This is a genomic window from Microcoleus sp. LAD1_D3 (assembly GCF_036702135.1).
Taxonomy (GTDB): Bacteria; Cyanobacteriota; Cyanobacteriia; order Cyanobacteriales; family Microcoleaceae; genus Microcoleus.
On the sequence record NZ_JAUBSB010000063.1, the window covers coordinates 16,751 to 32,758 of the forward strand.

The 16,008-nt window shown below is 42.4% G+C and carries 12 protein-coding genes and 4 pseudogenes; 14 read left to right on the forward strand and 2 right to left on the reverse strand.

What is annotated here, in order from left to right:
* The first annotated feature begins 1 nt into the window (after position 1).
* The 5 genes from QUA74_RS24850 (at position 2) to QUA74_RS24870 (ending at position 5,374) form a co-directional block, all read left to right on the forward strand.
* A complete protein-coding gene (locus tag QUA74_RS24850; protein ID WP_333334438.1) occupies positions 2 to 295 on the forward strand; it encodes a glycosyltransferase in 294 nt (97 codons plus the stop codon).
* Positions 292 to 1,419, forward strand: a complete 1,128-nt coding sequence (locus QUA74_RS24855; protein WP_333334440.1) for a glycosyltransferase family 4 protein — start codon at positions 292 to 294, stop codon at positions 1,417 to 1,419. Before QUA74_RS24850 ends, QUA74_RS24855 begins: the two co-directional genes overlap by 4 nt.
* Positions 1,413 to 2,342: a glycosyltransferase gene (locus QUA74_RS24860; protein ID WP_333334442.1), complete on the forward strand. Its 930-nt coding sequence runs from the start codon at positions 1,413 to 1,415 to the stop codon at positions 2,340 to 2,342. Before QUA74_RS24855 ends, QUA74_RS24860 begins: the two co-directional genes overlap by 7 nt.
* Before the next feature lie 129 nt (positions 2,343 to 2,471).
* Positions 2,472 to 3,875, forward strand: coding sequence for an O-antigen ligase family protein (locus QUA74_RS24865; RefSeq protein ID WP_333334444.1), 1,404 nt, complete (start codon positions 2,472 to 2,474; stop codon positions 3,873 to 3,875).
* 308 nt (positions 3,876 to 4,183) lie between these two features.
* Entirely contained in the window at positions 4,184 to 5,374 is a 1,191-nt protein-coding gene (locus QUA74_RS24870; RefSeq protein ID WP_333334446.1) for a glycosyltransferase family 4 protein, read from the forward strand.
* A gap of 188 nt (positions 5,375 to 5,562) precedes the next feature.
* On the opposite strand, the gene QUA74_RS24875 is transcribed toward QUA74_RS24870, so the two are convergent.
* Positions 5,563 to 7,797: a hypothetical protein gene (locus QUA74_RS24875; protein ID WP_333334448.1), complete on the reverse strand. Its 2,235-nt coding sequence runs from the start codon at positions 7,795 to 7,797 to the stop codon at positions 5,563 to 5,565.
* Between the two features lie 56 nt (positions 7,798 to 7,853).
* On the opposite strand from QUA74_RS24875, the gene QUA74_RS24880 reads away from it, so the two are divergent.
* The 3 genes from QUA74_RS24880 to QUA74_RS24890 all read left to right on the forward strand — a co-directional run bounded on the left by QUA74_RS24880 (position 7,854) and on the right by QUA74_RS24890 (position 11,226).
* Positions 7,854 to 9,056, forward strand: a complete 1,203-nt coding sequence (locus QUA74_RS24880) for a glycosyltransferase family 4 protein (RefSeq protein ID WP_333334450.1) — start codon at positions 7,854 to 7,856, stop codon at positions 9,054 to 9,056.
* 27 nt (positions 9,057 to 9,083) lie between these two features.
* Positions 9,084 to 10,226, forward strand: coding sequence for a glycosyltransferase (locus QUA74_RS24885; RefSeq protein ID WP_333334452.1), 1,143 nt, complete (start codon positions 9,084 to 9,086; stop codon positions 10,224 to 10,226).
* A gap of 745 nt (positions 10,227 to 10,971) precedes the next feature.
* A complete protein-coding gene (locus tag QUA74_RS24890; protein ID WP_333334454.1) occupies positions 10,972 to 11,226 on the forward strand; it encodes a transposase in 255 nt (84 codons plus the stop codon).
* 159 nt (positions 11,227 to 11,385) lie between these two features.
* On the opposite strand, the pseudogene QUA74_RS24895 reads toward QUA74_RS24890, so the two are convergent.
* A pseudogene (locus tag QUA74_RS24895) lies at positions 11,386 to 12,235 on the reverse strand (IS630 family transposase).
* A gap of 144 nt (positions 12,236 to 12,379) precedes the next feature.
* On the opposite strand from QUA74_RS24895, the gene QUA74_RS24900 reads away from it, so the two are divergent.
* The 6 genes and pseudogenes from QUA74_RS24900 to QUA74_RS24930 form a co-directional block, all read left to right on the forward strand.
* Entirely contained in the window at positions 12,380 to 12,805 is a 426-nt protein-coding gene (locus QUA74_RS24900) for a group II intron maturase-specific domain-containing protein (protein WP_333334456.1), read from the forward strand.
* A gap of 177 nt (positions 12,806 to 12,982) precedes the next feature.
* Positions 12,983 to 13,189, forward strand: coding sequence for an HNH endonuclease signature motif containing protein (locus QUA74_RS24905; protein WP_333334458.1), 207 nt, complete (start codon positions 12,983 to 12,985; stop codon positions 13,187 to 13,189).
* A gap of 46 nt (positions 13,190 to 13,235) precedes the next feature.
* Complete coding sequence (locus QUA74_RS24910; protein ID WP_333334460.1) at positions 13,236 to 13,403, forward strand: zinc ribbon domain-containing protein; 168 nt, start codon at positions 13,236 to 13,238, stop codon at positions 13,401 to 13,403.
* Positions 13,404 to 13,853: 450 nt separating this feature from the next.
* Positions 13,854 to 14,348, forward strand: a pseudogene (locus QUA74_RS24920) (RNA-guided endonuclease TnpB family protein); the annotation flags it as partial.
* A 206-nt stretch (positions 14,349 to 14,554) separates the two neighbouring features.
* Positions 14,555 to 15,510, forward strand: a pseudogene (locus QUA74_RS24925) (IS630 family transposase).
* Between the two features lie 8 nt (positions 15,511 to 15,518).
* Positions 15,519 to 15,930: pseudogene (locus QUA74_RS24930) on the forward strand (transposase); the annotation flags it as partial.
* Positions 15,931 to 16,008: the final 78 nt, after the last annotated feature.

Genomic DNA, 16,008 nt, shown 5'->3' on the forward strand with positions numbered 1-16,008 from the left:
TATGCAATTCGTCGCTCTTATCAATTCTCTAGCTTGCGGTTTAGCCCCTGTCACCACCTCCACCCCAGGGCCGATGGAAGTCGTTCGTAATGGAGATAATGGCATTTTAGTCCCGCCTCGTGACACTCTGGCGATCGAGAATGCTGTGGAGCGCTTAATTACAGACCGCCCCTACCTGGAAAATTTGCGCCGTAATGCCTATGCTACGGCACAAAAGTATAGTTGGCATGGAAATGCCCGCGATAATCTGACTTTGTACGAAGCAACTTTGTCTCAAAAAAGAGGTAGTAAATGAAGCTTTGCCTCGTTACACACAAAGTCATGAAAGGCGACGGTCAAGGTCGCGTGAACTATGAAGTCGTCACAGAAGCGATTCGCCGCAGTCATCATGTTACCTTGTTAGCGAGTGACGTAGACACGGAACTGCAACAACACAGTCAAGTCGATTGGATTTCTATTCCAGTTAAAGGGTATCCATTGCAACTTGTTCGCGAAATAGCTTTCTCCACTCAAAGTGCTTGGTGGTTAAATAAACATCAAAAAGAATTTGACGTTATTAAACTCAATGGTGCAATTACTTCGGCTAGGGGAGATGTGAATGCAGTGCATTTTGTCCATAGTTCCTGGTTGCGATCGCCCTGCAATCTCTCAACACAAAATCTGAGCTTGCGTGGCACTTATCAGCGGTTTTACACTGCCTTAAATGCTGATTGGGAGAAAAAAGCCTTCGATCGCGCGAAAGTCGTAGTAGCCGTTTCTGAGAAAGTCGCCCAAGAATTAATCGCGATCGGTGTTCCACGCGATCGAATTCGGACGATATTAAATGGCATTGATTTACAAGAGTTTGCTCCCGGTATTGTCGATCGGCAAAAATGGGGTTTATCAGAGGAAGTGGCTCTGGCGCTATTTGCTGGAGATATCCGTACACCTCGGAAAAACTTGGACACAGTCTTGCATTCCTTAGTGCAAGTTCCCCAATTGCACCTTGCAGTTGTGGGTGGAACCGCAGGTAGTCCCTATCCTGAGTTAGCGCGATCGCTAAACTTAGAAAATCGGGTGCATTTTCTGGGATTCCGGCAAGATGTCCCCGACTTGATGAAAGCAGCAGATTTTTTAGTTTTTCCGTCCCGTTATGAGCCTTTCGGTTTAGTGGTACTGGAAGCGATGGCGACGGGAATACCCGTTGTTACCGCTGCTACGACGGGGGCGGCCGAGTTGGTGACACCAGACTGTGGCTTCGTTTTGCCAGACTCAGACGATACACAGGCTTTAGCTGAAGCGTTGAATCAATTAGTTAAATGCGATCGGCAACAAAGACAGCAAATGGGTCAAGTAGCCAGAGCTATAGCAGAACAGCATAGCTGGGCTAATATGGCAAGTAATTATGTAAATTTATTTGAGGAACTCCAGCCGTGCTGACTATCTCAGTTGTCATTCCCAGTTACTGTCGCCCGAAAGACTTAGCACGCTGCTTAGACGCACTCAAAAAGCAAAAACGTCCTGCTGATGAAGTCTTAGTAGTAGTTCGGGATACGGATACTGAAACTTGGACATTTGTCCAAACATTAAACTCAAAATTCTTACCACTGCGAACTGCCACAGTGAGAGAGTCTGGTGTGGTAGCCGCCATGAATGTAGGAATGGATGTCGCTTGTGGGGCTATCGTCGCCTTTACCGATGATGATGCCGCACCTCACACCGATTGGCTGGAACGCATCGAGGCTCACTTTTTGTCAGATAGCAATATCGGTGGGGTAGGGGGGCGGGATTGGGTGTATCACGGTACCCAGTTAGAAAAGGGGGAACGCGAAGTAGTGGGACAAGTGCAGTGGTTTGGCAGAGTCATCGGCGGACATCACTTAGGGATGGGAGAAGCCCGTGAGGTAGATGTGCTCAAGGGTGTAAACATGAGTTTTCGGCGGAGTGCGATCGGCCAAATGCACTTCGATCGCCGGATGCGAGGTACTGGAGCCCAGGTACACTTTGAACTAGCATTTAGTCTGGCCTTAAAACGGGCAGGCTGGAAGCTAATCTACGATCCAAAAGTAGCAGTCGATCACTTTCCAGCCCAACGTTTTGACGAAGATCAACGCAATAGATTCAATGACATTGCCTTGATTAATGCCGTACACAATGAAACTTTAGTTTTGTTAGAAAACCTATCATCGACTCGACGTACTGCATTTGTATTCTGGGCAACATTCGTGGGAACACGAGATGCCCCGGGTTTTTTACAATGGTTACGATTCCTACCTAAAGAAGGAACCTTAGCAGGACAGAAATTACTGGCATCTCTACGTGGACGTTGGCAGGCTTGGGAAACATGGCAACAGTCCGAATAAAGATGTAAGGTGTTAGGTGCTAGGGAAGACAATTCTTCAAACCTAAAACCTAGTTAAAGATTCCTAAAAGCTAAGATTTAAAACTGAATATCTAGTTAAAGATTCCACCAACCTAAAAAGTAGTTAGTAATGAGTCAAATACAGGGAATTCCGAATAACTCTCGAAAACAAGGCTTCTCTCTGACACTACAACCCCAGGCAGCTTGGATGGCAATCCTGGGACTTTTACTGATTACTGCCCTCTGCCTTGCAGCAGGTCTGGGTAAAGTTCTGAATATAATCTTTCCAGCGGGTTCTCTTGCCGTCGGCCTGTTCCTATATTTGCGGTATCCCATCCTCTATGTAGGTTTCACTTGGTGGGTGTTTTTCCTCACACCTTTTATTCGCCGTGTGTCGGATTTTCGGAGCGGTTTTACCGATCCCAGTCCCATGTTGTTAGCCCCTCTACTGGTGGCAACGATCGCCATTGTAACTTTCTACCGCAACCTTCCCAAAGCACATCAACAAGGTGGCTTACCTTTTATCCTATCTGCTATAGGTGTGTTCTATGGTTTTCTGGTTGGTCTGATTAATGGCTTACCTGTTCCGGCGATCGTCTCTCTGATGACTTGGGTCAGCCCCATTCTGTTTGGTTTCCACTTATTTGTGAACTGGCGAGATTACCCCAGCTATCGCGAAAACATTCAGCGCACTTTTCTCTGGGGTGTGTTAGTGACAGCATCCTATGGCGTCTATCAATACTTAGTTGCACCTGAGTGGGATTGTTTCTGGCTGATACAGACCAAACTATATACCAGTATGGGAAACCCAGAACCCCTTGGACTTCGAGTGTGGAGTACCATGAATGCGCCCTTACAGTTTGGATTAGTCATGCTAGCGGGGAATATCTTGCTATTTATTGGTCAAGGCAATTTGCGTATTCCTGGTTTAGCAGTTGGCATTTTGTCTGTCCTGCTAACATCGGTACGCACAGTTTGGGGAGGCTTGATAATAGCTTTAATTACCCTGCTCGCTTCTCTAAAAGGGAGTTTTCAAATTCGTTTAATTGCTTTTATCCTGATGATCGCCCTATGTCTTGTACCATTGTCCACAGTCGAGCCATTTTCCCAAGTCATTCAGTCTCGTGTAACCAGTTTGTCTAACGTTAAAGACGATCAGAGTGCAAAGGACAGAGCAGACCTCTACGGCAGAACACTAAATCTTGCGCTGAGTGAGGTTATTGGTAAGGGAAATGGAACTCTTCAGCCGATCGACAGTGGAATTATCGAACTACTTCTCACCTTGGGCTGGATGGGAGCCATTCCCTATATAGGTGGTCTACTCCTAATTTTTTACAGCCTGTTCCAATCCTCTAAGTCTAAGTCCGATCCGTTTGCCAGTGCATCTCGTGCTATTGTTGTTGGGTTCTTGCCGATGCTAGCTGGTTCAAATGTGATCGTTGGTATCTCTGGCATGGTTTTCTGGGGATTTTTGGGTATAGGTATGGCAGCTAATAAGCACTACCAGCATCAACGGATTGCCGGATTTAAATGAGATAGAACTTTTAAGTTTCAAGACCAACAAATTTTAGATAAAAACTAGAAAACTCTAAATAATGTTTGTTTTCAATACGAGCGTAAAAAATTAACGTGACTTACAGTCTGGCACTAAGTTTTATCGCAAAAACAATGTAAATTGTAAAAAAATAACGGACGCACAAATTTATTATAAAAAACCTTGCCTTTGATTCTTAATTGTGGTAAAATTTATCAGTAATGATGGTAAAAATTTGGGAAACACCACCAGCGATCGATCAAAAAAAATGTGTCCCAAGTAACAGTTTATGAGGTCAAAAACAGAAAATGGAAAAACAAAAAACAGTAGGTTTTCTCTTAAAGCGTGTCGATTGTAATGATGGGGTTGCCTCCCATTGCGAGACTATGATTCGCGGTTTAAAAGCGCTTGGGTGGAAGGTCGTTCTGATTACGGGACCAGTGAATTATAATGCAGGTTTTGTCAGCCGCTTTCAAGCACTCAAAGACTTATCAGAAGAGTGGATAATTTTTGAGGATCTGAAACCTCTTTTTCCCAGTTTGGGTAAGATTACTCGGATCTTGGAACTCGTAAAAAAATACGATATTTCCCTATTTCACGCACACGGATACGCGATGTTACTTCTGGGCCGCATCCTTAAAATCAGCACTGGCATAGATTGTGTTGCTACATTTCATCCATCAGTACACGGTGAAGATCCTACCCTACTTAAAGATGCCGTATTGCGACCGCAAACCACAAAATACTTCATATTCTTGAAGCTATTTTCCCCAAAAGTATTTATTGCAATCTCTTCAGATATTGAAAGATTTTTGCTGAAAGATTTGAGTTTTCACAAAACTAAAGTCCGCAAAATTATAAATGGCATCGATACGAAATATTTTCGTCCTCCCAGTCCAGAAGAGCGAGAAAATGTACGCAAAAAGTTTGGATTAGAAGAAAAAGACCTGGTATGTTCTCTGGTAGGCAGACTCAATTGGAATAAGGGTCACGATCTTTTGATTGATGCCGTTAGACAAGCGAGAAATGCTGTTCCTGAAATGTCTGTGAAGTGTTTATTTGTAGGTTCCGGCCATCAGGAGCAGGAGATTAAAGAATATGCCTTTGTTAGTGATGATGATTCGCGTTCCTTTATCTTTTTGGGGTATGTGGACGAGCTGCGGGAAGTGTATTGGGCCTCAGACATTTTTGTGCTACCGAGTCGCTCAGAAGGCTGTCCTCTGGTAGTGGCGGAAGCGATGAGTTGCGGAACAGTTACCATCCGGACAGAAGGCGGAGGATCTCGGGATCAGATTGAGGATGGAAAAACAGGTTATATCGTTCCCTTTGACGATCCAGAGGCTTTATCAAAAGCTATCCAAAAGCTTGCAAACAAGGGTTTTCGCTTGCAAATGAACAAACACTGTTTAGAGTTTGCCTCCGTGGCATTCGATCAAGAATTGATGGTTGAGAAGACGGAAAAGTTGTATTGCGAGTGTTCCGGTATGGAAACAAAATAAAGTTTGAAACTTGAGCCCACGGAGGACACGGCAATGCCGTTTCCCTACCTCAAAATAATCAATCGCCTTCGCTAAAGATGTAACCATTGCCTGATTAATTGTAGCGAAACGGCGCTGCCGTGTCCTGACTGTGGATAATATTAATTTCTATCCCACCGGATTTGATATGACTCGGTAATTTACTGAGTCTAGCCTTGACGCTTTTCTCCAAGTCGATACACAATCACCTTAGCTTTCGCATCTTCCTCTACAAACACTACATATTCACCATTTGCTCTCCGATAAGCGCGCAGTGCGTAGGGGATATCTACCCAGCCAGTCTCACCGGCCACCTCTGTACCGGGGGTTAACTTTGTGACAAAAGCTCCTGTGCCGGTATCGTACACATATACTTCAGCCTTTCTAGAATCAACGGCAAATACTCGATCGCCTGCCACATCCATTGCCTTAATAATTAGCATGGGGTTGGCTTTCGGATCGTATGGAAGAGTTATGCGCCAGCGGAGTGTTTTATTTCTTGTCCAGTTGTCGTAGCGCACAATCTCTGTGCCGACTATTCCCCATTCCTCACCTATATGCGGGCGATCGACTGTATAGCCTCCGAGATACATTACATCTGTATCGGGATAATATTTAATCCTTGCTAAGCTCTTAAAAGGTGCTGGCATCGGTATTTTTTCGGGAGTGGCAGCATTGTAGATGGGAGTGCCATAGGTATCTAATCCTTGAAAAGGATAATGCCTGATCGCCCCAGACTCAGATGCTTGCCAAACATCCCCATTACTATCAACTTCCCAACCCCAAATCCCATCATCTTCTGCACCTAAACTTTCATATTCATTCCTTTGAATTGAGCCATCTCCGTTTTTGTCATGCCACAACCAGCTTCCCGTAGCTGGTTGATTGGTTGGCCAGGTAGAATGATCCCTCGCAAAGATGGCGCTGGGAACGGCAATTTCTCCATCAAAGCGGTAGATGCTAATCTGGTGGGCAAACATCCCCGTAAGATATAAGAAACGTTTTCCCTCTATTCGACGGACAAAAACTGAGGCCGCCGAATGGGTTTCGTTGTGCAGTCGCGGATCGTCTGGGTAGCGAAACTTATCCAGGGTATATGCTTTATAGCTCCATTCCTGACCGTTTTCTTTGCTATAGTCCATGACGAAATGTTCGTGTTTGGTGAACACATCCAGTCCGTCAGTACCTGGATCGGCATCGGCATTATCTACGAATTGCAAACCCAATAATTGCCACTGCATTTTTCCCAGAGGCGAGAATTTTCTCAAGTCGGTTCCTGAACCGCCAAAACCATCATTGCTAACGTAGATATTCCCGGCTTTATCAGTACCCACTCCTGTTAAACCGTTGAGTTTAAGTTCTCCAACTTCTCCGCGAGTTCCAGAATAGATGCCGCCTTGAGTGCCAAAAGTCCCTATTAATTTAGGGGTTGCTGAGATCTCGTAAATCAGCACTTGTTGACGAGGGCCATTTTCTGTGACTAATAGCCTACCTTGAGGATCGATCGCTAGGGCTGTAGGGTCTACAACATCGGTAATTTTCTGGGATAATAAGGTTCCTGCCTTGGAATAGTGCAGAATCTTGGGAGGATTACTAGCGTCTTTCGCTTGCAGAATCCATAGGTTACTTTGAGTATCTACAGCTATTTGTTTGGGGCGATCGACTGGCCAACTGCGTAGCTCGGCCAAGGTTTCGCTATCATAGACGCGGATGCGGTTGGCGGCACTATCACTGACATACAGTTCGCTGCCAGCGTTAGCTAATCCAGTTACTTGACTGGAGGTGCTAACAATTAATATACTTTTATCGTAGCCATGCCCACCTGCAAAGGGAGCAGGATCTCCCGATAAGTTGTAGCGTCTCACACAATACCAGTCTGTTTGAGAGGGGGGATAATCTTGAGGGAGCATCATGTCTATTGCCCCCTGTGTCATGGCGATATAAAGGTATTTACTATTTGCGGTAACGGCTTCTCCTCCTGTTCTTCCCCATCCATGAAGATTACTAGCAAAGCCGATCGCATCTCCATCTTTATAAATTCCTGCCTCTCGGCCCGCTTCATCCCACACGCTATTGGTGTAAACTGTGCCATCGCTTGCCACGTACATGGCACTGATTTGATTTTGTACCCACTTACTGCCACCGCCAAAGGTGTTACCGATCCAAGATGTTTTGTAGGAGATGTTGGGTAAAAGGTTTGAAGTTACAGACAGTGCAGTTACAGACATTGCGGTTAAAGTAGAGATTATGACTCCTGCGATCGCCTGGGATCGGAAACTCATCCTGCGATGTTGGCGATCGTTCTCGATCGGCTTAAAATAATTCAGAGAGTTCTTCAATTTTTGGATGAATAACCGCTGTTTTTGCCATAATTTGTTTACTAACAACAGAAATCGATTTTTCATGATCTGACTGAGTAATATACAGCTATAATCAGGATGTCTCAGTTATTGTAACTTTAATGTATATTGCCAACAATCAAGTGGAAAACTATACAACTAACCCTGCTGCTACTGCACCAAACATTCTTTGCGTCGGAATCGGATGGTTTCCGAAAACACCGGGAGGTCTGGATCGATATGTATATGAGCTCACGCATCAACTAGCAGCCAGTCAAGATCGAGTTGAATTGTGTGGAGTTGGTCTACCAGAAACTCAGTCAAATTCTAGCGTAAAACTCACTAATTTAGCTGAACCAGAACATCGACTCTGGGAACGGCTTTGGCTGATTCGCTCCAATTTTTTGCAACTAAAATCTGCAAAACCCGATGCCATTAATCTGCATTTTGCACTATATAGTTTTCCTCTTTTGCAAGTTTTACCTCCGGGGGTTCCTGTTACCTTTTCCTTTCACGGGCCTTGGGCTTTGGAAAGTAAGCAGGAGGGTTCTGGTAAACTGAGCGTTTTTTTGAAGCATTGGGTAGAAGACAGAGTTTATCATCGGTGCGATCGCTTTATTGTCCTGAGCAAAGCATTTGGTGATATTTTACATCAAGAATATCAAGTTTCTTGGAACAAAATTCACGTAATTCCCGGCGGTGTCGATGTGTCGCGATTTCAACTCAATCGATCGCGCCCGGTCGCCCGATCGCAGATGGACTGGCCCCAAAATCGCCCGATTCTATTTACAGCGCGTCGCTTAGTGCATCGAGTTGGACTCGATAAGCTGTTGATGGCGATCGCGATGATTAAACCTCAAATTCCTGATATCTGGTTGGCGATCGCTGGAAAAGGGCCACTACAAGCGGTTCTTGAGCAGCAAGCAACAGATTTGGGACTCAATGACAATGTTAAATTTCTCGGCTTTTTGCCAGATGACCAACTGCCTATAGCTTACCAAGCTGCCGACCTAAGTGTGATGCCAAGCCAATCTTTAGAAGGGTTTGGATTAGCTGTGCTAGAGTCCCTAGCCTGTGGTACTCCAGCGCTATGTACTCCTGTGGGTGGAATGCCAGAAATTTTAGAGCCGTTTTCACCAAATTTGATTACTACGTCTATAGAAGCAACAGCGATTGCTGAGCGATTAGAGCAACTGTTACTTAAAAAAGTACCGATGCCTTCTAGAGAAGCGTGTCAGGAATACGCTGCTAAGAATTTTGATTGGCAGAAAATCGCGCAAAAAGTTAGACAAGTGCTGTTAATTCAGCCGAAAAAGGATCAATGAGTACGCAATTTATTATCAATAAACAACATGAAAATACTATTTTTAGACCAGAGCGGAAAACCTGGTGGTGCCGAACTTTGCCTAATAGATATTGCCAAACCCTATCGAGATAGCTGTCTAGTTGGCTTATTTGTAGATGGTTCTTTTAGGCAATTACTAGAACAACAGCAAATTCCCGTTGAGGTGTTAGCGAGAACCGCGATAAAAGTTCGTAAAGAAAGCAGCTTGATACAGAGTTTAAGTAGTGTTACCGCGCTACTGCCTTTGATTGCTAAAGTTGTTCAAAAAGCTCGTCAATACGATTTGATCTACGCCAACACGCAAAAAGCTCTAGTTGTTGGTGCATTAGCTAGCTTTTTGAGTCGTCGCCCTCTAGTCTATCATTTGCATGACATTTTATCTACAGACCATTTCAGCCCAACTAACTTAAAAGTAGCTGTAACTTTGGCTAATCGCTTTGCATCATTGGTTATTGCTAACTCCAAAGCAAGTCAGGCTGCTTTCTTAGAAGCAGGAGGACAATCGGACATAATCGATGTTGTCTACAATGGTTTTGAGCCTGAAGTCTATCAGAGCGATCACTCTAAAATTAGCCAACTTAAGACAAAACTAGAACTTGATGGGCAATTTATAGTAGGTCATTTCAGTCGATTGTCACCTTGGAAAGGTCAACATATTTTAATTGAAGCACTTACCTACTGTCCAAAAAATGTAACAGCTATTTTAGTGGGTGATGCGCTCTTTGGCGAGCAGGATTATGTCCAACAATTACATAAACAAGTGGCTGAATTAGGACTTGAAGATCGAGTTAAGTTTTTAGGATTTCGTTCAGATATTCCGCAGTTGATGGCAATTTGTGATTTAGTTGCACATACCTCAACCGCACCCGAACCTTTTGGCAGAGTTATTGTCGAGGCGATGCTGTGTGGTAGACCTATAGTTGCTGCTCAATCTGGAGGTGCTATTGAATTAATAGAGCCTGGGATCAATGGCTTTTTGGTTCCTCCCGGCAAGCCACACCAACTCGCAGAAGTTATTAATACGTGTCATAACCAACCTGAGTCTACGATCGCGATCGCCCAATCTGCATACGAGATAGCTAGTCGGCGTTTTCACCAGACCAACATCAATCGGCAGATAGCGCATTTACTCGTTCAAACTTTTACCTGACTTGTAACAATATATTAGATACAGCAGATTCCATGTATATATAATACACTGTATTTAGTACATAAACGAAAAAAATGAAACCTTATTTGAGCGAGTTGCGTGAGAAAATAGTTAAAATCTATGAGCAAGGTGATACATTAATTAGGAAAGTAGCCACCTGATTTGATGTGAGTAAAGGGTTTGTTCAAAAAATATTAAAACAAAAACAAGCGACTGGTCATGTTCAACCCAAACAACAGGGTGGAAGCCTGAAAAGTGTGTTACACTCGCGCACAACTGAATTGACCCAGATGGTAGAAAAATATCCGGATAGCACGTTGTTAGAATATTGTGAATATTGGCTTATGAGCTACAAGGAAGCTATCAGCCCTAGCATGATGTGTCGTGAACTACAAAAACAAATTTTGACGCGAAAAAAAAGACCATACGCAGTAGTCAGTCTGCCACTGAGAGTGTGCAAATTTTGAGGTGTGAATATTGGGAAAAAGTGAAAAATATCGATCCTAACAACCTCGTTTTTTTGAATAAAATGGGCGCTTTATTGGGGTTAACACGAACCCACGCTCCTTCAAAATATGGTAGTAGAGTCTACGATTTAAAACCATTTTATCAGGTGCAAAAATTACAGTTGTCGGAGCAATAAGTTTAAAAAAAGTAGTAGGAATAATGACGCTAGATGGGTCGATAGATAGTAAGGCGTTTAAAGTTTTTGTGGAACACTTTTTAGTGCCCAATTTATGGAAAGGTGCAGTCGAAGTTAATTGATAATCTCCCTGCCCACAAGCTGGCGGTGATTGAACCCTTGATTCAATCGGCTGGCGCCAGTATCCTCAATTTATCACCATATTCTCCGGACTTTAATCCGATAGAACTATGGTGGTCACAACTGAAAGCTTTTTTACGTAAGTTCTCGCCAACCACTACTAAGATGGTTGATGTTTTACTTTCTACTGCGCTTGGTTTGGTGAACACTAAGCACTTCAAAAACTGGCGTTGCTGATTTACGGTATGAAACGTTAAATATGCCCGTCATAAAAACCAGTATCCACAAAGCTTTTGGATTTTAAAGTTATTTTTTTCATACCCTGATTAAGCAACACCCAAAAACTGGTTTACAAGCTGCTGCTACTGTATAGTCATTTCAAATAAAAAAGAGACACTATTGAGCGCAGTAGGCACAGATGAGTTCATCTAAAGATGTGCCAGGAGGAGCATACATTCTGGCTCGCTTTAAGGCACTAAAATCGTGTTCAATATCGTTCAGGTCTGGAGAATATTTTGGGAGAAAAAGAACTTGATGATCCGTTTCCTCTAGCAGTTCTCCAATGGCTGTTTTTCGATGAATGGGTGCATTATCCATGATTAATATAGATGGCTGGGTCAGAGAGGGTAATAAATATAAAGATAACCACCCTTCAAAACCTTCTGCATTGAGGCTGCCCGTAAAAACCATTGGGGCAATTAAGTCCTTTTTTCCTTTCCTTCTTCCGGCTACTAGATTTTCTCTTTTTCCCCGTTTTCCTGACTTTTCACCCCAGATTTTTTTGCCTTTTTTGGACCAGCCATAAGCACAATCTTGAAACTCTTCAAATCCTGACTCATCAATAAAAACCAGACTTTGACTTCCCGATACTTTAATCAAGTCTCGGAGATATCTGTAGTATTTCATTCTTGATTCTCGGTTTCTCTCCTGGTAACGAAGTTCTTTTTTTTTTCGAGTAATCTTCATTTCTTTAAGAGCATAACATATGGCACTTGGTCTTAATCCAAACTTCTTGGCTCTGTCGATTAATCTGGCATCTGGATTCTCTTTTACATCCTTTTCTAATGCTTTCCAATCTAGTTTTCTCTTACGTCTTTTTACCTTTGTGGCTAAGCAGGTCTGTCCGACCCAGCCACCGATATATCGTTGCCCTTCCCACCTGAAAAAGTCCGGCAGCTTGAGCGATACGACCGCCATTTTCTACATAATCCACTACTCTTTTTCTCAAATCAATACTGTAAGACATTTTCCTAGCACCTTCACTATTTTTATTCATTTTACCTCATTTTTAAATAGTCTCATCCCTATTTGAAATGACTATACTTCATAAACCTGGACTACGCTGTATGGTAGTAGAGTCTACGATTTAAAACCAGAATGGTTAGCCCAAATGGGATTAGAATTAAAACCAAGCAAAACCAGAATCTGTCACACACTCGAAGCAGTAGAAGACCAAATTGGTTTTAACTTTCTTGGCTTTAAAATTCGACAATATTCCACTGGCAAATATAAAAGTGCCAGAGATTCAAAGGGCAATCCACTAGGATTTAAAACCCTCATCACCCCAAGCAAAGAAAAGAGAGCTGCCCATCAAAAAAAACTGGGAAAAGTGATAGATCGTCCCGTTAACGGAAAACAGTCCGAATTAATACTTGAACTCAATCCAATTGTCAGAGGTTGGTCAAATTACTACTCCCATTTTGTCAGTCAAGAAATATTCAACACAATGGATTGTCTAGTCTGGCAGAAGTTAAAAAGATGGGCAATCCGCCGTTGCCCAAAAAGCAACAAGCGTGAAATATTCTCAAGATCTTGAAAAAGAGTAGGCACGGATAATTGGAGATTCTGTGCAACTGAAGGATTAAAGTTAACCAAACATGGCGAAACTAAAATCACAAGGTTTATCAAGGTTTAAGGTAATAGAAGTGTTTATGACGGAGACTTTACTTACTGGGCCACCAGACTAGGAAAACATCCTGAAATTCCAATGAGAATGGCAAGGCTACTTCAAAAGCAAAAGGGAAAATGTGCGTACTGCGGACACTATTTCAAACAGAACGATGTTATGGAAATTGACCATATCAAACCCAAATCTCAAGGAGGCAAAGACCAATATGACAATTTCCAACTTCTACATCGTCATTGCCACGATACAAAAACTGCCAGCGATGGAAGTTATGGTGCTTGTGTAAAAAGCTGAGTCAAAGAGGAGCCGGATGAGGTGAAAGTCTCAAGTCCGGTTCTGAATGAGCGGTGGGGAGAGTGATTTCCCCATCGACTCTAACTCTAATTGTGGTACCAAAAAAGATATGCCACTAAGCGTTCGGACTTATGATTGTCCTGCTTGTGGCATATCTTTATATCGTTACTGGAACGCAAGTCTAAATATTTTAAATTGGGAACCCTCGGCTTGAGGGGGATAGCCTACTTATCTTGGGATTAGCCGTCTACCCAATAGCGTAGGAAGTGAACACGGATTGTGTCTAAAGATGGCTTTAGGCAAGTTTAGGTAAGTTTCACAAAGCAGTACGATACTTTACTACGATATCCACTACTCAACTAGAAGGAAACAGCCCTGGCGTTTAAGCAGTTTGATATTATTGATAGCCATTGCTTACAGTTGTGCTGTGATTCAAGGTCAAAAAATCAAGACGATGGGAGTGCCGAAATATGTGGGCAGGTTAGTTGAATACGGCCGCTCAATACGTCGTTCTAGTAGTTTTTGGATAGGATTATATGGTCAATACTGGGTAATTGGTATTGTAAAACTTCGTTGAGTTTGTAAGCACTTATAAGCAATAGTATTATGCTATTATCATAACGATCGAGTGGAATACACGCAATCTAAAAAATGGAAGCCTTAAATGGAGCTAACAGAGCGACATATCATTAAATCTACGGAACATCGTTTCGATGAAATTGATGAATTAGCTTTTAAATCCAAGAATCTTTACAACGCGGCCAACTACGTCATTCGTCAGCATTTTATTTATGGATGGGGCTATCGAAATGAACCGTTTAATGAAGTCTTGTGAAGCATACAAAGCTTTGCCAGCCAAGCTTAGCCAACAAATATTAATGGTGTTGGACAAGAATTGGAAATCATTCTTTGAAGCAGTTAAAGCTTACAAAACAGATTCCTCTAAATTCACTGGTCGCCCGAAATTGCCGAAATACAAGGATAAGACTAAAGGGCGAAACATTCTAGTCTACACAATTCAAGCGATTAGCAGCAAGCAGTTAAAAAGGGAATCCTTAAACTTTCCGGTACTGAACTTTCAATTAAAACTAAAGTCGATCCCGATCGAATTTGCCAAGTCAGATTAGTTCCCAAATGCGATTGCTATGTAATTGAGGTCTAGCCTTTCTCAGAAAGATGAGGTATCATGTTAATGACACTCACTCATGAGGGTCAGACAGAGAATATCAGATCAAATGAACTATAGTTACATGGTTGAGTAAAGCCACGCGAAAGCGATAGCACACATAATAGCATTTTTTTGACAGCACGATCTGCTTGACTCACAACACGTTTACTTGTACCAAACTTCATACATTGTTAAAAATGAAAGCTTACTCGATTGATTTTAGGCAAAAAATCCTTGATACTTATCATGCTGAACCCATTTCACAAAAAGCACTAGCTAAGCGTTTTTCTGTAGCCTTGAGCTTTGTACAAAAATTGCTTAAACAATATCGTGAAACAAAAAACCTTACTCCGAGAACTGACCGATGTGGAGTCAAAGGCAAACTGAATGCGGAGCAACTACTCATCTTGGCCCAATTGATTGAAGTAAACAATGATGCAACTCTTGAAGAACTTCGTTATTTACTTTATGAGAAAATTGGATTCTCCGTTAGTAGAGCAACAATAGGAAGAATGATAAAACTTTTAGGTATTACTGTCAAAAAAAACTCTCTTCCCTTCAGGCAAAGGCACCGACCGAGTTCAACTCCTGGGATGTGAGTTCTGGGAAAAAATTAAAGAGATTAGTTTAAAAGACTTAATATTCATTGACGAATCGGGAGTTAACTTGGCAATGGTTAGGTTATATGCCAGATCTTTAAAAGGTGAAAGGGCTCAGGGGCCAAAACCAACTAAACGTGGCAAAAATGTCTCAATACTTGGAGCAATGTCAGTCAATGAAATTTTGACATCGGTTAATTTAATAGGCGGAACTGATGCAATTACATTTGAAGCTTTTATTATCAGGAAACTTGTGCCAAAACTATGGAAAGGGGCTTGTGTAGTGATGGATAATTGTCCCATTCACTTGGGAGAAGAAGTGAAAAAAGCTATCGAAAAAACCGGGGCAAAATTAATATACTTATCTCCTTATTCACCAGATTTTTCACCAATTGAAAATCTGTGGTCAAAACTTAAAATCATTCTCCGTTCTATCGAGACTACTAATTATCAAGAATTAGGAAAAGCACTCTTAGTTTGCGTTCGGACAAGTTACATCGTCAAATATTTTTAACTGGTTTACACACTGCTGTTATTGTACCTCATCTTTTTGAGAAAGGCTATAATTTACGATAAACCGGAGTCTACCGTCAGCAACAATAACTTTGTAGCTAGCATTGATTTAGGACTGGATAATTTAGCGGCGCTAACTTCAAATCAACCGGGATTTGTCCCTTTGTTGGTTAACGGGCGACCGTTGAAATCTATCAATCAGTTCTACAACAAGCAAAGCCAAGTTGCAATCCCAGTTGAAAGGGAATCGCCAAACCTCATCTCGCATTCGACACTTAACTCGCTGTCGCAACCAAAAAGTTGATAATTACTTGCATCATGCCAGTCGCCTAGTTGTTGACCTTTTGAGGGCAAAACGGATTGGGACGCTAGTAATCGGTAAAAACGCACAGTGGAAAACTGAGATCGATCTAGGGAAGCAAACTAACCAAAACTTTGTCAGCATTCCAACATCTCGATTAACGGGACTTAAACAAAAAATACGGTGAAAATACGTTATAATGCTTGCATAGCAAGCATATAACGTTAAAGAATGACCA